This is a genomic window from Sphaerospermopsis aphanizomenoides BCCUSP55, assembly GCF_001586785.1.
In the GTDB taxonomy this organism is placed as follows: Bacteria; Cyanobacteriota; Cyanobacteriia; order Cyanobacteriales; family Nostocaceae; genus Sphaerospermopsis_A; species Sphaerospermopsis_A aphanizomenoides_A.
The window spans coordinates 13991-28461 of the sequence record NZ_LUFH02000086.1; the positions used below are offsets into that span (position 1 = coordinate 13991).

Here is a 14471-nt window from a genome sequence, read left to right on the forward strand (position 1 = left end):
ATCAGTCAATTCCACCAGTTTACCCTGTCATCAGGCTGTGGTGAACAAGATACGCGACTTCTTGGAGAAGTTGAGAATATGAGCATAATGGGCGCTGTATGATAGTGGTTGATTAGGAGGAAATGTTTATGTTAAAGCGTATTTATATTGATAATTTCAGCTGCTTGGTAAATTTTGAACTTAATTTTGATTCCATTAACTTATTTCTTGGTGGTAATGGAGTAGGTAAATCAACTATTTTAGAAGTTTTATGGAGACTTCAATTTTTTATCCTTGGCTTACACAAGGTAGATGCAATTTTTCCAAGTTTGAAATGCACTCGTTGGCAAACTTTACCAATACAACGTTTTGAGTTAGAAATAGAAGGTAATGGTGGTAACTATAAGTATGAACTGGTAATTGAACATTATCCAGATCATAGCTGTGTTCGGCATGAAAGGTTAATGTTTAATAATCAAATATTATTGAATTTTGAACTGGGAGAAGTACAAACATTTAATGATGATTATATAGAAGGACCGAAATATCCATTTGATTGGTCACAATCTATATTACCGTTTTTTCTACCAAGACCCGATAATACAAAGCTAACATGGTTCAAAAAAAGGATAGAGAGATTTATTATTGTGAGAATTGTTCCCTCTAATATGTCTTCAATGAGTGAACAAGAACAAATTTTATTAAATCCATCTATGGATAATTATGTATCTTGGTATCGTTACATTTCACAGGATCAGGGTAAAGTAGCTGAATTAATACAAGGACTAAAACAAGTTTTAAATGGTTTTGTAAGTTTCAAATTTGAACAATATGGAGATAAATATACAATTCTTAAAGTAAGATTTGCCAATGATTCAAATCGAAAAGATATTATTGAATACGGATTTAATGAGTTATCTGATGGGCAACGAATCATAATTGCTCTATATACTCTTATATATTGTACACAATCAGAAGATTATACAATTTGTATTGATGAACCAGAAAACTTTTTAGCACTACCAGAAATTCAACCTTGGTTAAGACAACTATATGATTTTTGTGATGAAGGAAAATTACAAGCTTTGTTAATTTCCCATCATCCTGAATGTATTAATTATCTGTTAGCTTCCCCTATAGGTTATTGGTTTGAACGTCAAAGCAACGCACCTGTAAGAGTGAGAAAAATCAGCAACGAAGAAGCTGATGATGCAGGCTTAAAAATTTCTGAACTAATTGCACGAGGATGGTTATAATGAGCCAAAAAAGGGTGCAAATTGTTATTTTGTGTGAGGATAAACAACAGGAAGTTTTTGCAATTCATTTTTTGCAAAAGCGAGGTTTTATCATAGATAGAAATATCCGCACTGAAATTTGTCCTAAAGGTGCAGGTGAGCAGTTTGTCAGAGAAAAGTATGCAAAAGAAGTGGTAGAATATCGCAGACAAAAAAATAAGCGTGCGGGAATGTTAATTGTTTTAATTGACGCAGATAAAAAAACAATAGAAGAAAGATTACAGCAATTAAATGATACTCTCAAAGAAAATTCTCAATCATTGCGTCAAGCTAATGAAGCTATAGCGGTTTTTATCCCTAAAAGGAATATTGAAACTTGGATAAATTATCTACAAGGTAACAATGTTGATGAGGAAACAGAATATCCAAAGTTGAAAAAGCAGTCAGAATGTAAACCCAATGTTGAACAATTAGTCAATCAATGTTATCAAGGTACTTTAGATAATAATGCTCCTCCTTCTCTCAAAGCAGCCTGTGGAGAATTACAAAGAATTTTACCATTGTTGGATAAGTTATAAATAAAAATTTCATCCCTATCCAACAACTCACAGAAGTAACACTAATTCACTGGTGTCAAAAACAATTTAGCTTCTGCTAATCTTCTCCGTCTTAACCCTGCCTCCACATTGCTTCCAGGATTTCTATATTTAATAAACGTCTCTTCAATTTGATCCCACTGCTTATTTTGCAAGACTCTGGTAATACTTTGGAAGTTAGGCGCACCATAGAAATTAGCACCTAAATTATAACCAAAACTTAATAACGCACCTTGTTGATTAGTATTTAATTCGTTCCATACAGGAATTTTTTGCAGCGGTGGTAAATATTTGTTTTCCAACTGCATCATTAATAATTCTTCTGCTTCTTCTTTTGTAATTGTTTCACCTAATTTCCACTCACTGCCATCTTTTTTGCGAGTAGAACCCCAACCGATAGTAATAGGTTTAGCACCAGTTTTTGGATCAGGATATGCTTTGAGATATAAACCTTCAAATTCTTTGATGAGAGCTACTCCAGCCATTGGTAGTTTACCAGATTCACCGCCAGAAGTCCCAGTACTTAAGGTTTGAATAGGTTTTTTTGTAGAAGAATTGGCATTAGCATCAGTATTATTAGGAGTATTATTTACTGTCTGCTTGATAGCATTATTTAAAGCTCTCTGAGTATTTGCACCAACAATTCCATCTGCTGTCAACCCCTGTTTTTGCTGAAACTGTCTAACTGCGGCTAAAGTCTTATTACCAAAATCACCATCTATAGTACCTGGGTTGAAGTTAAGAGCTTTTAATATTTGTTGCAATTGCTCAACTTTTTTACCTTGTGAGCCTAGTTTAAGAATTTCATTAGGATTGAGAATTAATTCCATTGCCTGAATTACCTGCTCAAGATTTGATATTCTTGAGTATAATACTTTTCTATGTCAGTAAATTTATTATGTATAAAAAATTAATAAGCAGCTTATTTAAGCTTAATAATTTTTGATTTGAGAAGAGGAAGAAAACTCTGATTTGACATTTCACCATTTACCCAGGGTAAACACAATATGCTGCTTCTACAAGGTTGTAAACTACGTTGTATCATAATTCCTTCATTTCTGCTAAAACTACCTTCAAAGCGGCAGCATTAGTAAAATTTATAGCTGATAAAATTTGGTAATCTACTCTAAAAATAAAAACAATGACTACTATTTTCTTGGATGAATGCGGATATACAGGTTCAAATTTACTTGATTTAGAGCAACCAATTTTTTCTTTAGCATCATTAAACTGTCCAGAAGAAACCTGTAAAGATATCAAGCAAAGTTTCTTTAGTAAAGTTCAAGCTCAAGAACTGAAATATACCCAGTTATCAAAGCGACCTTACCAGCAGAAGATGTTGCTGAACTTTTTCCATGAACTTGCTAAAAATCCAGAATTGGTTAAATTTTTCGTTGCACATAAAAAATATGTGCTAGTTACCAAAATGGTGGAAATAATAGTCGAGCCAGCAGCATATAATGATGGCATCGATCTATATGATAGAGGCGGTAACATTGGATTATCTAACTTACTTTATTACGTATTGCCAAGTATTGGAGGCATTGATTTTTATGAGAGCTTGTTAAAGCGATTTCAAGATATGATGAAGCACCGCACTCCAAAATCTTATCATAACTTTTTTGAGCTTATTTTTCAAGCAAATTATCCTGAATCACTTAATCAAGTGTTGGCTTTTTTTAAAGTAGGTTACATCAAGGTAGGAACTGAGATATTAAATACTCAAGACAACCTCAATATTGCCGTAGCTTGTACGTTAGCTCTAATGTCAGACTGGAGAAAAGATATTTATGATGACATAACACTTATTCATGATGCTTCTTCTCAAATGGCAAAAAACCGCGATATTTGGGACGCGCTAGTTGACCCCAATCTTTTGCCAATTGAACTTGGTTATGATCGCCGCAAATTCTCTTTACCTATAGGAGTTAAAGAAACTTGTCAAAATAACTCAAAGGACTGGGCAGGATTACAGCTTTCTGATTTACTGGCAGGTGGAGTAACTCAATATGTAAAATGGCTTAGTGAAGGGCAAGATCCAGAAAACGAATTTTGTAGAAAGTTAGCAGAAACTCAGCTATTTGATATCTCTGGCATTTCTCTAATATGGCCAGAAAAGAAGTTCACACCACAAGAACTAAGTACAATAGGAGATAACGCTACATCTCCTATTGACCACTTTGCCCAAATTCTGATGGAAAGCCAAGATAAATAAGCAGTTTTACTACAAATATTTTATCTGTTAGCATCCACACCCGCCATGAAATGAATTTCATGGCTAATAACCAAAGTTTACTAAAGTAAACTATAAAATATTAAATATTTATAGTCATCTTTAGATGACTTTCGCTATGAGACTGGGAATTCATTCCCAGGCGGGTAATCGGTTTTACGTGAAATTAACATTAAAAACTTATCTTTTTCTTCCTTTGTACCTTTACTTATTTACTTCATTACGTCTTTGCGTGAAATAAAAATAGGTTCGTAGTAGCACTTCAGTGCAATGTAATAAAGTACGACTACGAACCAAAAATTAATTTTATTCTCTCCCTACTGCCAAACGTAAATAAGCAGAAACAAAATAATCCAAATAACATCTACAAAGTGCCAAAACAACGAAGTTGAATTAACACCAAAGTGACCATTATCGTAATTACCGGGAATAAAAGAACGAATCAAAATCATAAACTGTAACAAAATCCCGGTCAAAACGTGCAAACCGTGAAACCCGGTTAATAGGTAAAACATCCCGCCAAAAGTACCGGAAGTAAAGCCAAATTCTAATTGACTCCATTCCACAGCTTGACCGAATAAAAAGTAGCTACCCATTGCTATTGTAGCTAACAAATATAGCCGAAATCCTTGTAAATTATTACGTTGTAAACATCTTTCAGCAAAGTAAATTACAAAGCTGCTAGAAACCAGAATAATTGTGTTAATTGTTGGTGCTACTATTTCCAGTCCTTCTACACCAGCAGGAAGCCAATTAGGATTTGTGGTTTTGTAGATAATATAGCCAGCGAAAAAGCTTAAAAAGATGACACTTTCAGATAACAGAAAGACAATAAAACCAAACATTTTATTGCCTTCTTCGTCGTGTTCATGTTCATGGACTACATGATGTAATTCTTCAGGTTTAATAGAACTATCCATTGGTGAAATTCTCCTTTTGAGTTTTAAACGCAGGGTTATAAAACAGATAAGGTGTTTAGGACATCAACTAATCCTAAAAATTAGATACTAAAAGACTCTTAGCACTGTCACCTGTCACCTGTTCCCTGTCACCTGCTATAAATGCAGAGGGTACGCAGAGGTTTTCTGCGTCCTTCTTTTTCTCTGCATTATTCGGCTTCTTTGATTGCGTGAGGTTCTAGGTTAGCTGTTAATGGTTCTGATTTTCCGTAACCGTAGGGTTCACTAATAATGATGGGAATTTCTTCAAAGTTCTCTACAGATGGAGGTGAAGAAATTAGCCATTCCAAACCAATAGCCCGCCAAGGATTATCAGGGGCTTTTTCACCTTGCATCCAGGAAATTAAGATGTTGAAAATGAAGGGTAAGGTGGACATTCCTAATAAGAAAGCACCTAAACTAGCAAGAACATTCCAGAATGTATATTCTGGTGCGTAGGAAGCAACTCGGCGTAACATCCCTTGCAAACCTAATGGGTGCATGGGTAAAAAGTTGAGGTTAGTACCAATGAATGCTAACCAAAAATGAATTTGTCCCCAACCGTCATTAAACATCCGCCCGGTCATTTTGGGAAACCAATGATAGATGGCTGCATACATTCCCATTGTCACTGTTCCGTAAAGAACATAATGGAAATGTCCGACTACAAAATAGGTGTTATTAACGTGAACGTCTACTGGTACAGAAGAAAGCATAATTCCTGTAATACCAGCAAAAACAAACATCACTAAACCACCCAAAGCGAACAGCATTGGTGTAGTTAGTCTGATTTTTCCACCCCAGATTGTTGCCACCCAAGCGAATACTTTAATTCCTGTTGGTACAGATACAAACATGGTTGTCACCATGAACAGTAACCGCATCCAGCCAGGAGTTCCACTCACATACATATGGTGTACCCAAACAATGGCACTCACCACAGCAATTAACATCGAAGAAATTGCAACTACTTTATAACCAAATAAAGGTTTGCGGGAATAAACAGGGAATATTTCTGAGAAAATCCCGAAGATGGGAAGAATGATGACATAAACCGCAGGGTGGGAATAAAACCAGAAATAATGTTGAAACATTACTGGGTTTCCACCTTTGCTGGGGTCAAAAAAAGCAGTTCCAACTGTTAAGTCAAACAGCAACATGACTGCACCAGCAGTTAAAGCAGGAAGTCCAAATAATTGAATAATTTGGGCGCTCAATACTGCCCAGACAAATAAGGGCATTCTAAAAAAGCCCATTCCCGGCGCACGCATTTTCACAATGGTGGTGACAAAATTCACCGCGCCCATGATAGAAGAAACACCGGAAGTAGCTACTGCTAATAACCAGAGAACTTGTCCATTAATTAAGTGACCTGTGGGATTTTGTAAACTGACGGGAGGATAAGCCCACCAACCAGCTTGGGCTGGTCCACCAGGTACAAAAAAGCTGGACATCAGGAGAATTCCCACTACAGGAACCATCCAAAAAGCAGCAGCATTCAGGCGAGGAAATGCCATATCTCGCGCCCCAATCATAATGGGTACGAGATAGTTAGCTAAACCAACAAGAGAGGGAAATGTCCACAGGAACAACATAACTGTTCCGTGCATGGTGAACATTCCGTTATAAACGGTACGGTCAATTAAATCAGATTCGGGGGTGACAAGTTCGCCCCGCAAAATCATGGCGAATATACCACCAACAAGGAAGAAAATAAACGATGTAACGAGGTATTGAATACCTATTACTTTGTGGTCTGTGCTGAAAGTGAAATATGTTTTCCAGTTGGTTGGTGTGGAGTGATGATGTGATTCACCACTAAGATCAAGAGAGATGTTTGTCATTGGTTAGATTCCAAATTTGGAAGGATCACGCAAAGTCTTAAAGGAAGAAAGGAAGAATTAATTAACCATCAAAAACAACGAAAAATCTCTCTAAAAATTTCTTCTCTTCGTGTCCTTCGTGTCTTCGTGGTTCATTTCTTACTTCCTAACTTCTAACCTGCAAAGTTAACTACTGGAGGTGCAGCAGGTTTGACTGTTTCCCAACCTAGTTGTATGTTTTCGTTGTGGGTTTGGGCGTATTCTGTAGCGGCTTGGTTTTTAGCAGGGGTGGGGATGCGACCAACGGTTTTTTCTAACCATGCGTGATATTCTTCTGGGCTTTCTACTATCACGTTGGCTTGCATAGTAGCAAAGTATGTACCGCTATATTGGGAGTCGGTGAGGCTATATTTACCTGGGCGGATGGGGGTAAATTCAAAGTCTATGGTTTTACCGGGAACGATATCTTGTTTGAGGCGAAATGCGGGAATATAAAAGCCGTGAAGTACGTCTTCTGATTGTAGGGCTAAACGCACGCGGCGATCGCTCGGTAAATGCAATTCTGTACTTGTAATTCCCTGTTCTGGATAATGGAAAACCCACGCCCACTGTTTAGCTAATACGTCAATTTTTTCTAAAGGTTCGCTCACAGTTTCTGCTGGTGTTTCTTTCTCTTCTGCAAAAGCAGTTTGGATGTGAATGGGGTTATGTAAGTGTAGTAAATGAGATGGTCCTTGAATTCCCATTTGTTCATACACTTGATAACTGTAACTTGCAATCCACAATACCAACATCACAGGAATAGCAGTCCAAACAACTTCTAAGGTGATGTTCCCTTCAATGTGTGGTCCATCACTCATATCGTAATTTTTGGCGCGATGGAAGGTAAGAGAATACAAAATAACGCCGGTGACACCCAAAAAGATAAAAGCACCAATTGTCACCAAAAAGCTAAACAAATCATCAATCAAATGTGATTCAGCCGCAGCTTGAGGGGGAAGCCAGAAATAAGCCTGTTTACCGATGAAAATACTCGTAATTGTGACGACAAGCCCCCCCGTCATCAATGTCAAAAGATTTAAAATTAGCCGGATGTTCATAACTTGGTCAGTTGTCAGTTGTCAGTTGTCAGTTGTCAGTGGTAATGGGTAATTGGTGATTGGTAATTGATGATTGGTAATTGGTAACTGGACTTTCTAAATTACGAATTACGAATTACGAATTACGAATTAATTACCCAGTACCTGATTTATGTCTTCTCCCATTCTCAACAAGTTATCGGCTGTGTTATGTACACCAAATTCAGCTGCTAATTGCGCTCCTAAGGTTCCGTGTAAATACATTAAAACCATGATGGAAATTCCAGCAAATATATAACTCCAGCGCACTTGTAAGTCTGAATCTTTGCAGGAAATATAACGTTGCCATCCTCTCCAAAATGTCATGGCAATCATTAAAGCTAGTAGGAAAACTCCGCCCACACCATGCCACATCATGGTTTCCATTGCTTGCAAACCCCAAGAACTTTTTAAGTTTGCTGGTGGAGTTGCTAACAACATTTCATAAAAACCAGCCGCAACTGTGAAAAATGTAATCACGGCAGCAGCTACCATGTTGTACCAACCAACTTCAAATAATTGGGCGCGTTCAACAGTTAAACCCAAAGATTTAAACAACCATTTTTCTAAGGGGAAAAGTACACCAGCGATATCAAAGATAATACCAATGATGAATAATCCCAAAGTCAGGTGAACTAAGTTAGGATGAATAGGAATGGTGTAAGGTAATCCGTTTGCTCCCATCTGGGCGCTGACTTGATCAATTAATTCTGAGTTCATGGTAAAATTCCATCCTTTACGGCTTCCACAACTGGTACTGTGTGTATTCCATAAACCCACACCAATTCATCACCAAGATATACTTGAAAACCAACCAGAATGGTTAAAAGTAACCCAACTGCTAAATAATGAATTGGTAATCTTTGCGGGTCACGACTGCGAAGTACATAACGCCAAGCTGTTATTGCAGCAAGAATTCCTGACAGTGACCACCCGATTAAGGTGTGGTAATTTAATATTGATTTGACCAGGTTGTAAGGTTTGGCTAAACCTGCTTCAAATTGACCGAAAATAATAGCAACAAAAATAGCAATTGTCGCTATAAATAAATTCCACCAACCTACTTCAAAGAAGCGAGTTTTACCTGTTAAAAACCCAATTAAATCACAGAAAAATGCAAACAATACCATCGCAATTACGAAGTGAACCACGATGGGGTGCAGTGGATCTGGATATGGTAAATTATGATCGTTCAGCGACGTTAAAGACTCTAGCATTATATTCTCCTAAACTTACAGCAATGGTCAGCAGTAAAACTCTGTTGGTGCATAGATTTGTAAATCAAATGTAATTCTTAATTTATGTGCAGTATGCTGTATTTACTACTCCTGTGAAAAATTTCCATATTTGCTCAATCTCTGTACATAACAACTTGGGATTTTAGTTTCTGGTTTAACAGTTTTAACTAAGAGGCTGTTATAGCAGGTGACAGGTGACAGGTGAAAGAGTTAAAAGACTTTTGCTGTCAAGGTTTGATCATCTGTTGATTTCCTAATCACCTTAGCTGTTGCTAGATATCAATCTCAAAAACCATCCCCATTGGGAATTTCATTAATTATCAGCGTTCATACTTCACAGAATTGGGACGAATGGGTGTAAAAGTGATGTCGCTAAATAATACGTTTGGCGGCAATTTGTAGCGAATGGTTTGCGGTCAATTCCTATGCTTATGACAACAGTCTGCAACAGCAATTCTTTATGTAGCTAAACTAAATTGCTGTTCGAGACTTGATTTACTAGACCTATTTTTTAGGTTACGTAAATTTTTGTAAATTGTCAAAAAACTAAAAGCAGAACTTTTAGAATTAGTAAAGAACAAGAAAGGGCATATAATAATCTATCTACCCTTGCTTTCTTTAAATATTATGAAATAAAAAGAAAAGATTTTGATGTCTAGTAGTGTACATTTAAGAATTATTACTTCGTCATCTAAATAACAAAAATTTGAAATTTTAGTTGGTACACATACAGCCAATTGATTAGTAATGATTCCCGCATCTATACTAAAACTGCAAAAACTCTACACCCTACACCCCACACCCTACACCCCACACCCTATACCCTAGTTGTGGTCAAAAAATATCTGTAAGCTAGAATTACTGGCGTTCATCATACTCTTACTTAGTCAGGTTCAGGTACAAAGGTTCGCTAGTTAGAATCAAAAAATTGGGAAGAGACTATGGACAGCAACAACTGGTTGGAACAGCTAATGATGCTGGGTATTGGGACAACATCTTTGGTAGCAGAAAAACTACGGGAAGTCAGCGATGAACTTGTGAAGGATGGTAAGCTCAATCCTGAGCAAGCAAAAGCAGTAATGGATGATATTGTACAGCAACTCAAGTCTGAGCAAGGTAACTGGGAAGGGCAAATGCAACGACAAATGCGAAATATGATGCAGGACTTGGGGGTTGCTCGTCAGTCAGAAGTGGATGAATTGCGGGGGAGAATTGACCGGTTAGAGCGTCAAGTGCGTGATTTGGAAAATAAGCTTTGGCGTTAGGATACCTATTGTGATTTAAACTGAGTTTTGTCCTGTTGGTAATCTGATTACTAAACTACCTATATAGGGAGGGCTAATTTTGAAAGGAATTTTACTCAGCGTGGTGTTCATGCTGGTGTGTGTTGCGGCTTTAGTATTAGCACAAATGGGTGGTAAACAGGATACCGCCATTGCTGTTAAATTAACCGAAACACAACCAGTAGCCACTGTTGTCACTGAAGAAAAAAATACTCTAGTAGCGAGCAATGATATGTCTGATGCGAATGTCGTCACTACCCCTTCTGGACTAAAATACGTTGAATTAGCAAAGGGGGATGGTACAACTACTCCTCAACCGGGACAAATGGTTGTGGTTCACTATACTGGTACTTTAGAAGATGGTACTAAGTTTGATAGTTCACGTGATCGTGGTCAACCCTTCAGTTTCAAAATTGGTGTCGGACAGGTAATCAAAGGTTGGGATGAAGGACTGAGTACAATGAAAGTGGGCGATCGCCGTCGGTTAATTATTCCCTCTGAGTTGGGTTATGGTGCGCGTGGTGCTGGTGGTGTGATTCCACCCTACTCAACTCTCATTTTTGATGTGGAATTGTTGGAGATTAAGTAAAACTTGGTAATGGGTAATAGGTAATAGGAAAAACAATCACCAACCACCCATTACCATCAATAATTATTAGGTCTAGCTAAGTTTTTAAACTTTGTAAATTGCGGATCAAATAAAAGTTTAACTGTGCCTGTTGGTCCATTACGATGTTTAGCTACTATGACTTCTGCTATTCCCCGGTCTGGAGTATCTGGTGAATAATATTCATCACGGTAAAGCATAATTACTAAATCCGCATCTTGTTCGATCGATCCCGATTCTCTTAAATCTGATAACATTGGACGCTTATTAGTCCTTGCTTCTACTCCTCGACTTAACTGAGATAAAGCAATTACTGGAACGGATAATTCCCGCGCTAAACCTTTCAAAGAACGGGTAATTCTCGACAATTCCTGAACGCGATTATCACCTGCTCCTTCCATTAATTGCAAATAATCTATGACAATTAATCCCAATTCTGCATTTTGTTCCGCTTGGAGTCGTCGCGCTTGACTCCGCATTTGTGTAACTGTAATATTTGGAGTGTCATCAATAAAAATTGGCATTTCGGAAAGCATACCAATTGCCCGACTTAAAGGTTCCCATTGGGTTTGACTAATACGTCCAGTCCGCAAATAACTACTTTCAATTTGTGCTTCACTAGCTAATAGTCGCTGTACCAGTTGTTCTTTGGACATTTCTAAGCTGAAAACTGCAACTGGTAATTTATAACCAGCAGCAATATTATGAGCTAGGTTAAGGCAAAAGGCTGTATTGTGTACACAAATATCATTAGCAACAAAATTGTGTGTTTCTGGAATAGTTAAATCATAGACTTGCTTATTACCTACTGCCTCAATAGTAACGATTTCATCCCAATAGATATCACTGTTTGCTAACTGCTGAAGTGGTAAATTATCTAAAGCAGTAGCTAAAATCCACAATCTTTCTCTGCTTAAAGAGCGTTTACCAGCATGGATATTGCTATAGCCTTTAATTCCCGCACGATAGGCTAAACTACTCCAAGATTCATTGCCTTTAGCTGCGGCTATTTGTTCCCAAATTTCTACAGGAATGAGGTCACGATTAGTTTGATATCGTTTTTCAGATATTGCTGCTGTAACCTTTGCTAATGCCTCTTCTTTGCCAAAGATGCCAATTTCTGAAATAAAAGTCTTAATAGACAAGGCATCTGTAATATCTAATTGCCAAGCAGGTCGGCGAGTATTTTCATATTTGACAGAGCGGTTTTTTAAGGTAGAAATAATGCCAAATCTTAATAATAGGTGTTGAATCTGTCTTGCTAGTTTCTCGCTGACTGTTGCATAGCCTAACTGTGATTGTCCACTAGTAAGTAATGTAGCCCAACCATCTGTGGCAAATAGACGGTTAAGGAATAAAGACATTTGCGATCGCTCTAATTTAAAAATGATGGATGGGATGGTTTTAGCATGAGCATTCTTACCCCATAATTCTAATTCTTCACCACCAAAGTCAGTAATAGCTTGAGAAAAATCTGCTTGTAGTAATGGGTTGCTATTTGTAAATCTTGGGTTGCTATTGGTCAAACCACCATCACCAATCAAATAAGCTAATAACTTGACTTCACACTCCCGGAGAGTTTGTGTACCAAAGACATCTATTTTTCTAGGTACAGCGATTTTATCACCAACTTTCAGATTTTCTAGCCTTTGCCAGCCGTTAATAGTTAAATATGGATGGGTAATGGTAGTTTCAATCGACCTACCCAAGCGAGTTTTGACACGGAAAACAGGTTTGATACCGTCATCCACAAATGCAGATGGTTGGGTAAAGGTAAATTTCCAATCGTCGTTTAACGTCAATAAAGAGCCTTGACGCTGGTTGTATAATTCTTCTATTGTGGTAATTTGCCCATTAGCTAGGACTATTTCTGAGTCATAACTTAGGCATTTCCCCATTGCCGGTCTAGCAGCGACGATAATTAAATCAGAACGCTGAAAACCAGTTGTCATAGCATCTAAATCATAAAAACCGCAGGGAATACCAGGTAAAGCGATACCTTCATGTCGTTTTTCGACTTCTTGAAAGGCATTAATTAAGGTATCAGAAATGTGAACTAAACCTGATTGGGGTTTTTCTTGAGTGACACTAAAAACTTTCTGTTCTGCTTGATCAAGAACTATAGGTAATTCGGTTTCTGTTTCGTAACCTAGTTGGACAATTTCATTACCAGCTTTAATTAATTGCCGTCGCAGGTGTTTTTCCATCACTAACCCTGCTAAGGCATCAATATTAACTGCTGATACTGTCCGGTCTACCAAAGTGGCTAATTTATTTCTGCCACCAATGCGAGTTAGTTTGTCGTTGTCAGTTAGCCAACTGGTGACGGAAAGTAAATCTGTAGGTTTATTTTGAGCGTGGAGAGTTAAAGCTGCTTGATAGATTTCTCTATGGGCATTAATATAAAAAGCTTCAGGAACGAGGCGATCGCGCACACGACCTATGGCTTCTGGATCTAGTAAAATACCACCCAAAATCGCCTCTTCTACTTCAATATTTTGGGGTGGTAGTCGGTTGCTACCATCACCTTGAAAGCTCAGTTCTTCAGCCATAAGCGATTTTGGATTGGTAAGCAGGTTTTCAATAATTGACAATGTACAATTGACAATGGAAAATTATTTCTACCTAAAAGGCAGAGGATTGAAAATAAGTAAAGGTTTTTCTTGACCTTTTTCTTTAAAAACAGAGGTTTGAAACCAAATTAACCAATTTTCAATTTTCAATTAATTATCAATTGTCCATGTCAAACACTCAGCACTCAGCACTCAGCACTCTTTAGCTGGCAACAACTTCGATATTAATTTCTGCTGTTACTTCTGAATGCAGCTTAATTTCCGCTTTGTATGTACCCAGGTGGTTAATATCAGGAATAGTGATACCACGTTTATCAATTTCTTGACTGGTAGCTGCTTGAATTGCTTCTGCTACATCTTGGGTAGTGACTGTACCGAAAATAGCTTCGTTTTCACCCACTGGCTTGGCAATTGTCAATTTAGCAACTTTTTCTAGGGCTGCTTTTTGTTCTAGTGCTTGTTGTTTGAGTTCTAGTTGCCGTTGACGTTCTTGTTCACGACGACGTTCTACTTGTCTGAGAATACCAGGAGTAGCATGAGTAGCTAGACTCTGGGGAATTAGATAGTTACGAGCATAACCTGGTGCTACATCCACTAAGTCGCCGGATTTTCCCAGCTTACTCACATCTTTTGTTAATACTAACTGCACTCGTTTCGCCATTGTTTTTCTTTTCTACTATTAAGTTTCATTAACTTGGGTGTCAGCAGGATAGCTTACAAAAGTGTAGCTTGACCTTGAGCGACTTTGCTTATATCCCAAAGACTAAAGATTGTAGCTAATTCAGGGGGGCGATCGCAATAGGGTCGAGGGTGTGGGGTGTGGGGTGTAGGGTGTAGGGTATGGGGTG

13 protein-coding genes are annotated in these 14471 nt (G+C 37.7%); 5 read left to right on the forward strand and 8 right to left on the reverse strand.

All coding sequences use genetic code 11. From position 1 onward, the window contains the following. Positions 1-128 precede the first annotated feature (128 nt). On the forward strand, positions 129-1235 hold the full coding sequence (locus tag A0J48_RS19685; RefSeq protein ID WP_200326049.1) for an AAA family ATPase: 1107 nt from the start codon (positions 129-131) through the stop codon (positions 1233-1235). Continuing rightward, a complete protein-coding gene (locus tag A0J48_RS19690; RefSeq protein WP_200326051.1) occupies positions 1235-1792 on the forward strand; it encodes a hypothetical protein in 558 nt (185 codons plus the stop codon). The genes A0J48_RS19685 and A0J48_RS19690 overlap by 1 nt, the downstream gene beginning before the upstream one ends. A gap of 41 nt (positions 1793-1833) precedes the next feature. Here A0J48_RS19690 and A0J48_RS19695 read toward each other — a convergent pair whose 3' ends face one another. After that, positions 1834-2640, reverse strand: coding sequence for a glycoside hydrolase family protein (locus A0J48_RS19695; protein ID WP_200326063.1), 807 nt, complete (start codon positions 2638-2640; stop codon positions 1834-1836). A 311-nt stretch (positions 2641-2951) separates the two neighbouring features. Here A0J48_RS19695 and A0J48_RS19700 point away from each other — a divergent pair, with 311 nt between their 5' ends. After that, positions 2952-4025: a DUF3800 domain-containing protein gene (locus A0J48_RS19700; RefSeq protein WP_200326065.1), complete on the forward strand. Its 1074-nt coding sequence runs from the start codon at positions 2952-2954 to the stop codon at positions 4023-4025. Between the two features lie 335 nt (positions 4026-4360). Here the strand turns inward: A0J48_RS19700 and A0J48_RS19705 are convergent, their stop codons facing one another. From A0J48_RS19705 to A0J48_RS19725, 5 genes are all read right to left on the reverse strand, one after another. Next, positions 4361-4963 (reverse strand): cytochrome c oxidase subunit 3, encoded by a 603-nt coding sequence (locus A0J48_RS19705; RefSeq protein WP_200326067.1) that lies wholly within the window; start codon positions 4961-4963, stop codon positions 4361-4363. Between the two features lie 188 nt (positions 4964-5151). After that, positions 5152-6825 carry a cytochrome c oxidase subunit I gene (ctaD, locus tag A0J48_RS19710; protein WP_200326069.1) on the reverse strand — a complete coding sequence of 558 codons (1674 nt, stop codon included), beginning with the start codon at positions 6823-6825 and terminating at the stop codon, positions 5152-5154. A gap of 152 nt (positions 6826-6977) precedes the next feature. Next, a complete protein-coding gene (locus A0J48_RS19715; protein WP_200326071.1) occupies positions 6978-7904 on the reverse strand; it encodes a cytochrome c oxidase subunit II in 927 nt (308 codons plus the stop codon). Between the two features lie 129 nt (positions 7905-8033). Next, on the reverse strand, positions 8034-8642 hold the full coding sequence (locus A0J48_RS19720) for a DUF2231 domain-containing protein (protein WP_200326073.1): 609 nt from the start codon (positions 8640-8642) through the stop codon (positions 8034-8036). Further along, on the reverse strand, positions 8639-9139 hold the full coding sequence (locus tag A0J48_RS19725; protein ID WP_200326075.1) for a DUF2231 domain-containing protein: 501 nt from the start codon (positions 9137-9139) through the stop codon (positions 8639-8641). Before A0J48_RS19725 ends, A0J48_RS19720 begins: the two co-directional genes overlap by 4 nt. A 962-nt stretch (positions 9140-10101) precedes the next feature. Between A0J48_RS19725 and A0J48_RS19730 the strand changes: the two genes are divergently transcribed. Together A0J48_RS19730 and A0J48_RS19735 are read left to right on the forward strand one after the other, a co-directional pair. Next, on the forward strand, positions 10102-10425 hold the full coding sequence (locus A0J48_RS19730) for a phasin family protein (protein WP_200326077.1): 324 nt from the start codon (positions 10102-10104) through the stop codon (positions 10423-10425). 79 nt (positions 10426-10504) lie between these two features. Next, positions 10505-11032, forward strand: coding sequence for an FKBP-type peptidyl-prolyl cis-trans isomerase (locus A0J48_RS19735; RefSeq protein WP_200326079.1), 528 nt, complete (start codon positions 10505-10507; stop codon positions 11030-11032). Positions 11033-11088: 56 nt separating this feature from the next. Here the strand turns inward: A0J48_RS19735 and dnaB are convergent, their stop codons facing one another. Together dnaB and rplI are read right to left on the reverse strand one after the other, a co-directional pair. Continuing rightward, entirely contained in the window at positions 11089-13602 is a 2514-nt protein-coding gene (dnaB, locus tag A0J48_RS19740; RefSeq protein WP_200326081.1) for a replicative DNA helicase, read from the reverse strand. A 223-nt stretch (positions 13603-13825) separates the two neighbouring features. After that, positions 13826-14284, reverse strand: a complete 459-nt coding sequence (gene rplI / locus A0J48_RS19745) for a 50S ribosomal protein L9 (RefSeq protein WP_200326083.1) — start codon at positions 14282-14284, stop codon at positions 13826-13828. Positions 14285-14471: the final 187 nt, after the last annotated feature.

Coding starts and splice junctions, on each gene's coding strand:
- ctaD (WP_200326069.1), bottom strand. CDS start 6,825: ATGACAAACATCTCTCTTGATCTTAGTGGTGAATCACATCATCACTCC.
- A0J48_RS19720 (WP_200326073.1), bottom strand. CDS start 8,642: ATGAACTCAGAATTAATTGATCAAGTCAGCGCCCAGATGGGAGCAAAC.
- A0J48_RS19730 (WP_200326077.1), top strand. CDS start 10,102: ATGGACAGCAACAACTGGTTGGAACAGCTAATGATGCTGGGTATTGGG.
- A0J48_RS19700 (WP_200326065.1), top strand. CDS start 2,952: ATGACTACTATTTTCTTGGATGAATGCGGATATACAGGTTCAAATTTA.
- dnaB (WP_200326081.1), bottom strand. CDS start 13,602: ATGGCTGAAGAACTGAGCTTTCAAGGTGATGGTAGCAACCGACTACCA.
- A0J48_RS19685 (WP_200326049.1), top strand. CDS start 129: ATGTTAAAGCGTATTTATATTGATAATTTCAGCTGCTTGGTAAATTTT.
- A0J48_RS19695 (WP_200326063.1), bottom strand. CDS start 2,640: ATGGAATTAATTCTCAATCCTAATGAAATTCTTAAACTAGGCTCACAA.
- A0J48_RS19715 (WP_200326071.1), bottom strand. CDS start 7,904: ATGAACATCCGGCTAATTTTAAATCTTTTGACATTGATGACGGGGGGG.
- A0J48_RS19690 (WP_200326051.1), top strand. CDS start 1,235: ATGAGCCAAAAAAGGGTGCAAATTGTTATTTTGTGTGAGGATAAACAA.
- A0J48_RS19705 (WP_200326067.1), bottom strand. CDS start 4,963: ATGGATAGTTCTATTAAACCTGAAGAATTACATCATGTAGTCCATGAA.
- rplI (WP_200326083.1), bottom strand. CDS start 14,284: ATGGCGAAACGAGTGCAGTTAGTATTAACAAAAGATGTGAGTAAGCTG.
- A0J48_RS19725 (WP_200326075.1), bottom strand. CDS start 9,139: ATGCTAGAGTCTTTAACGTCGCTGAACGATCATAATTTACCATATCCA.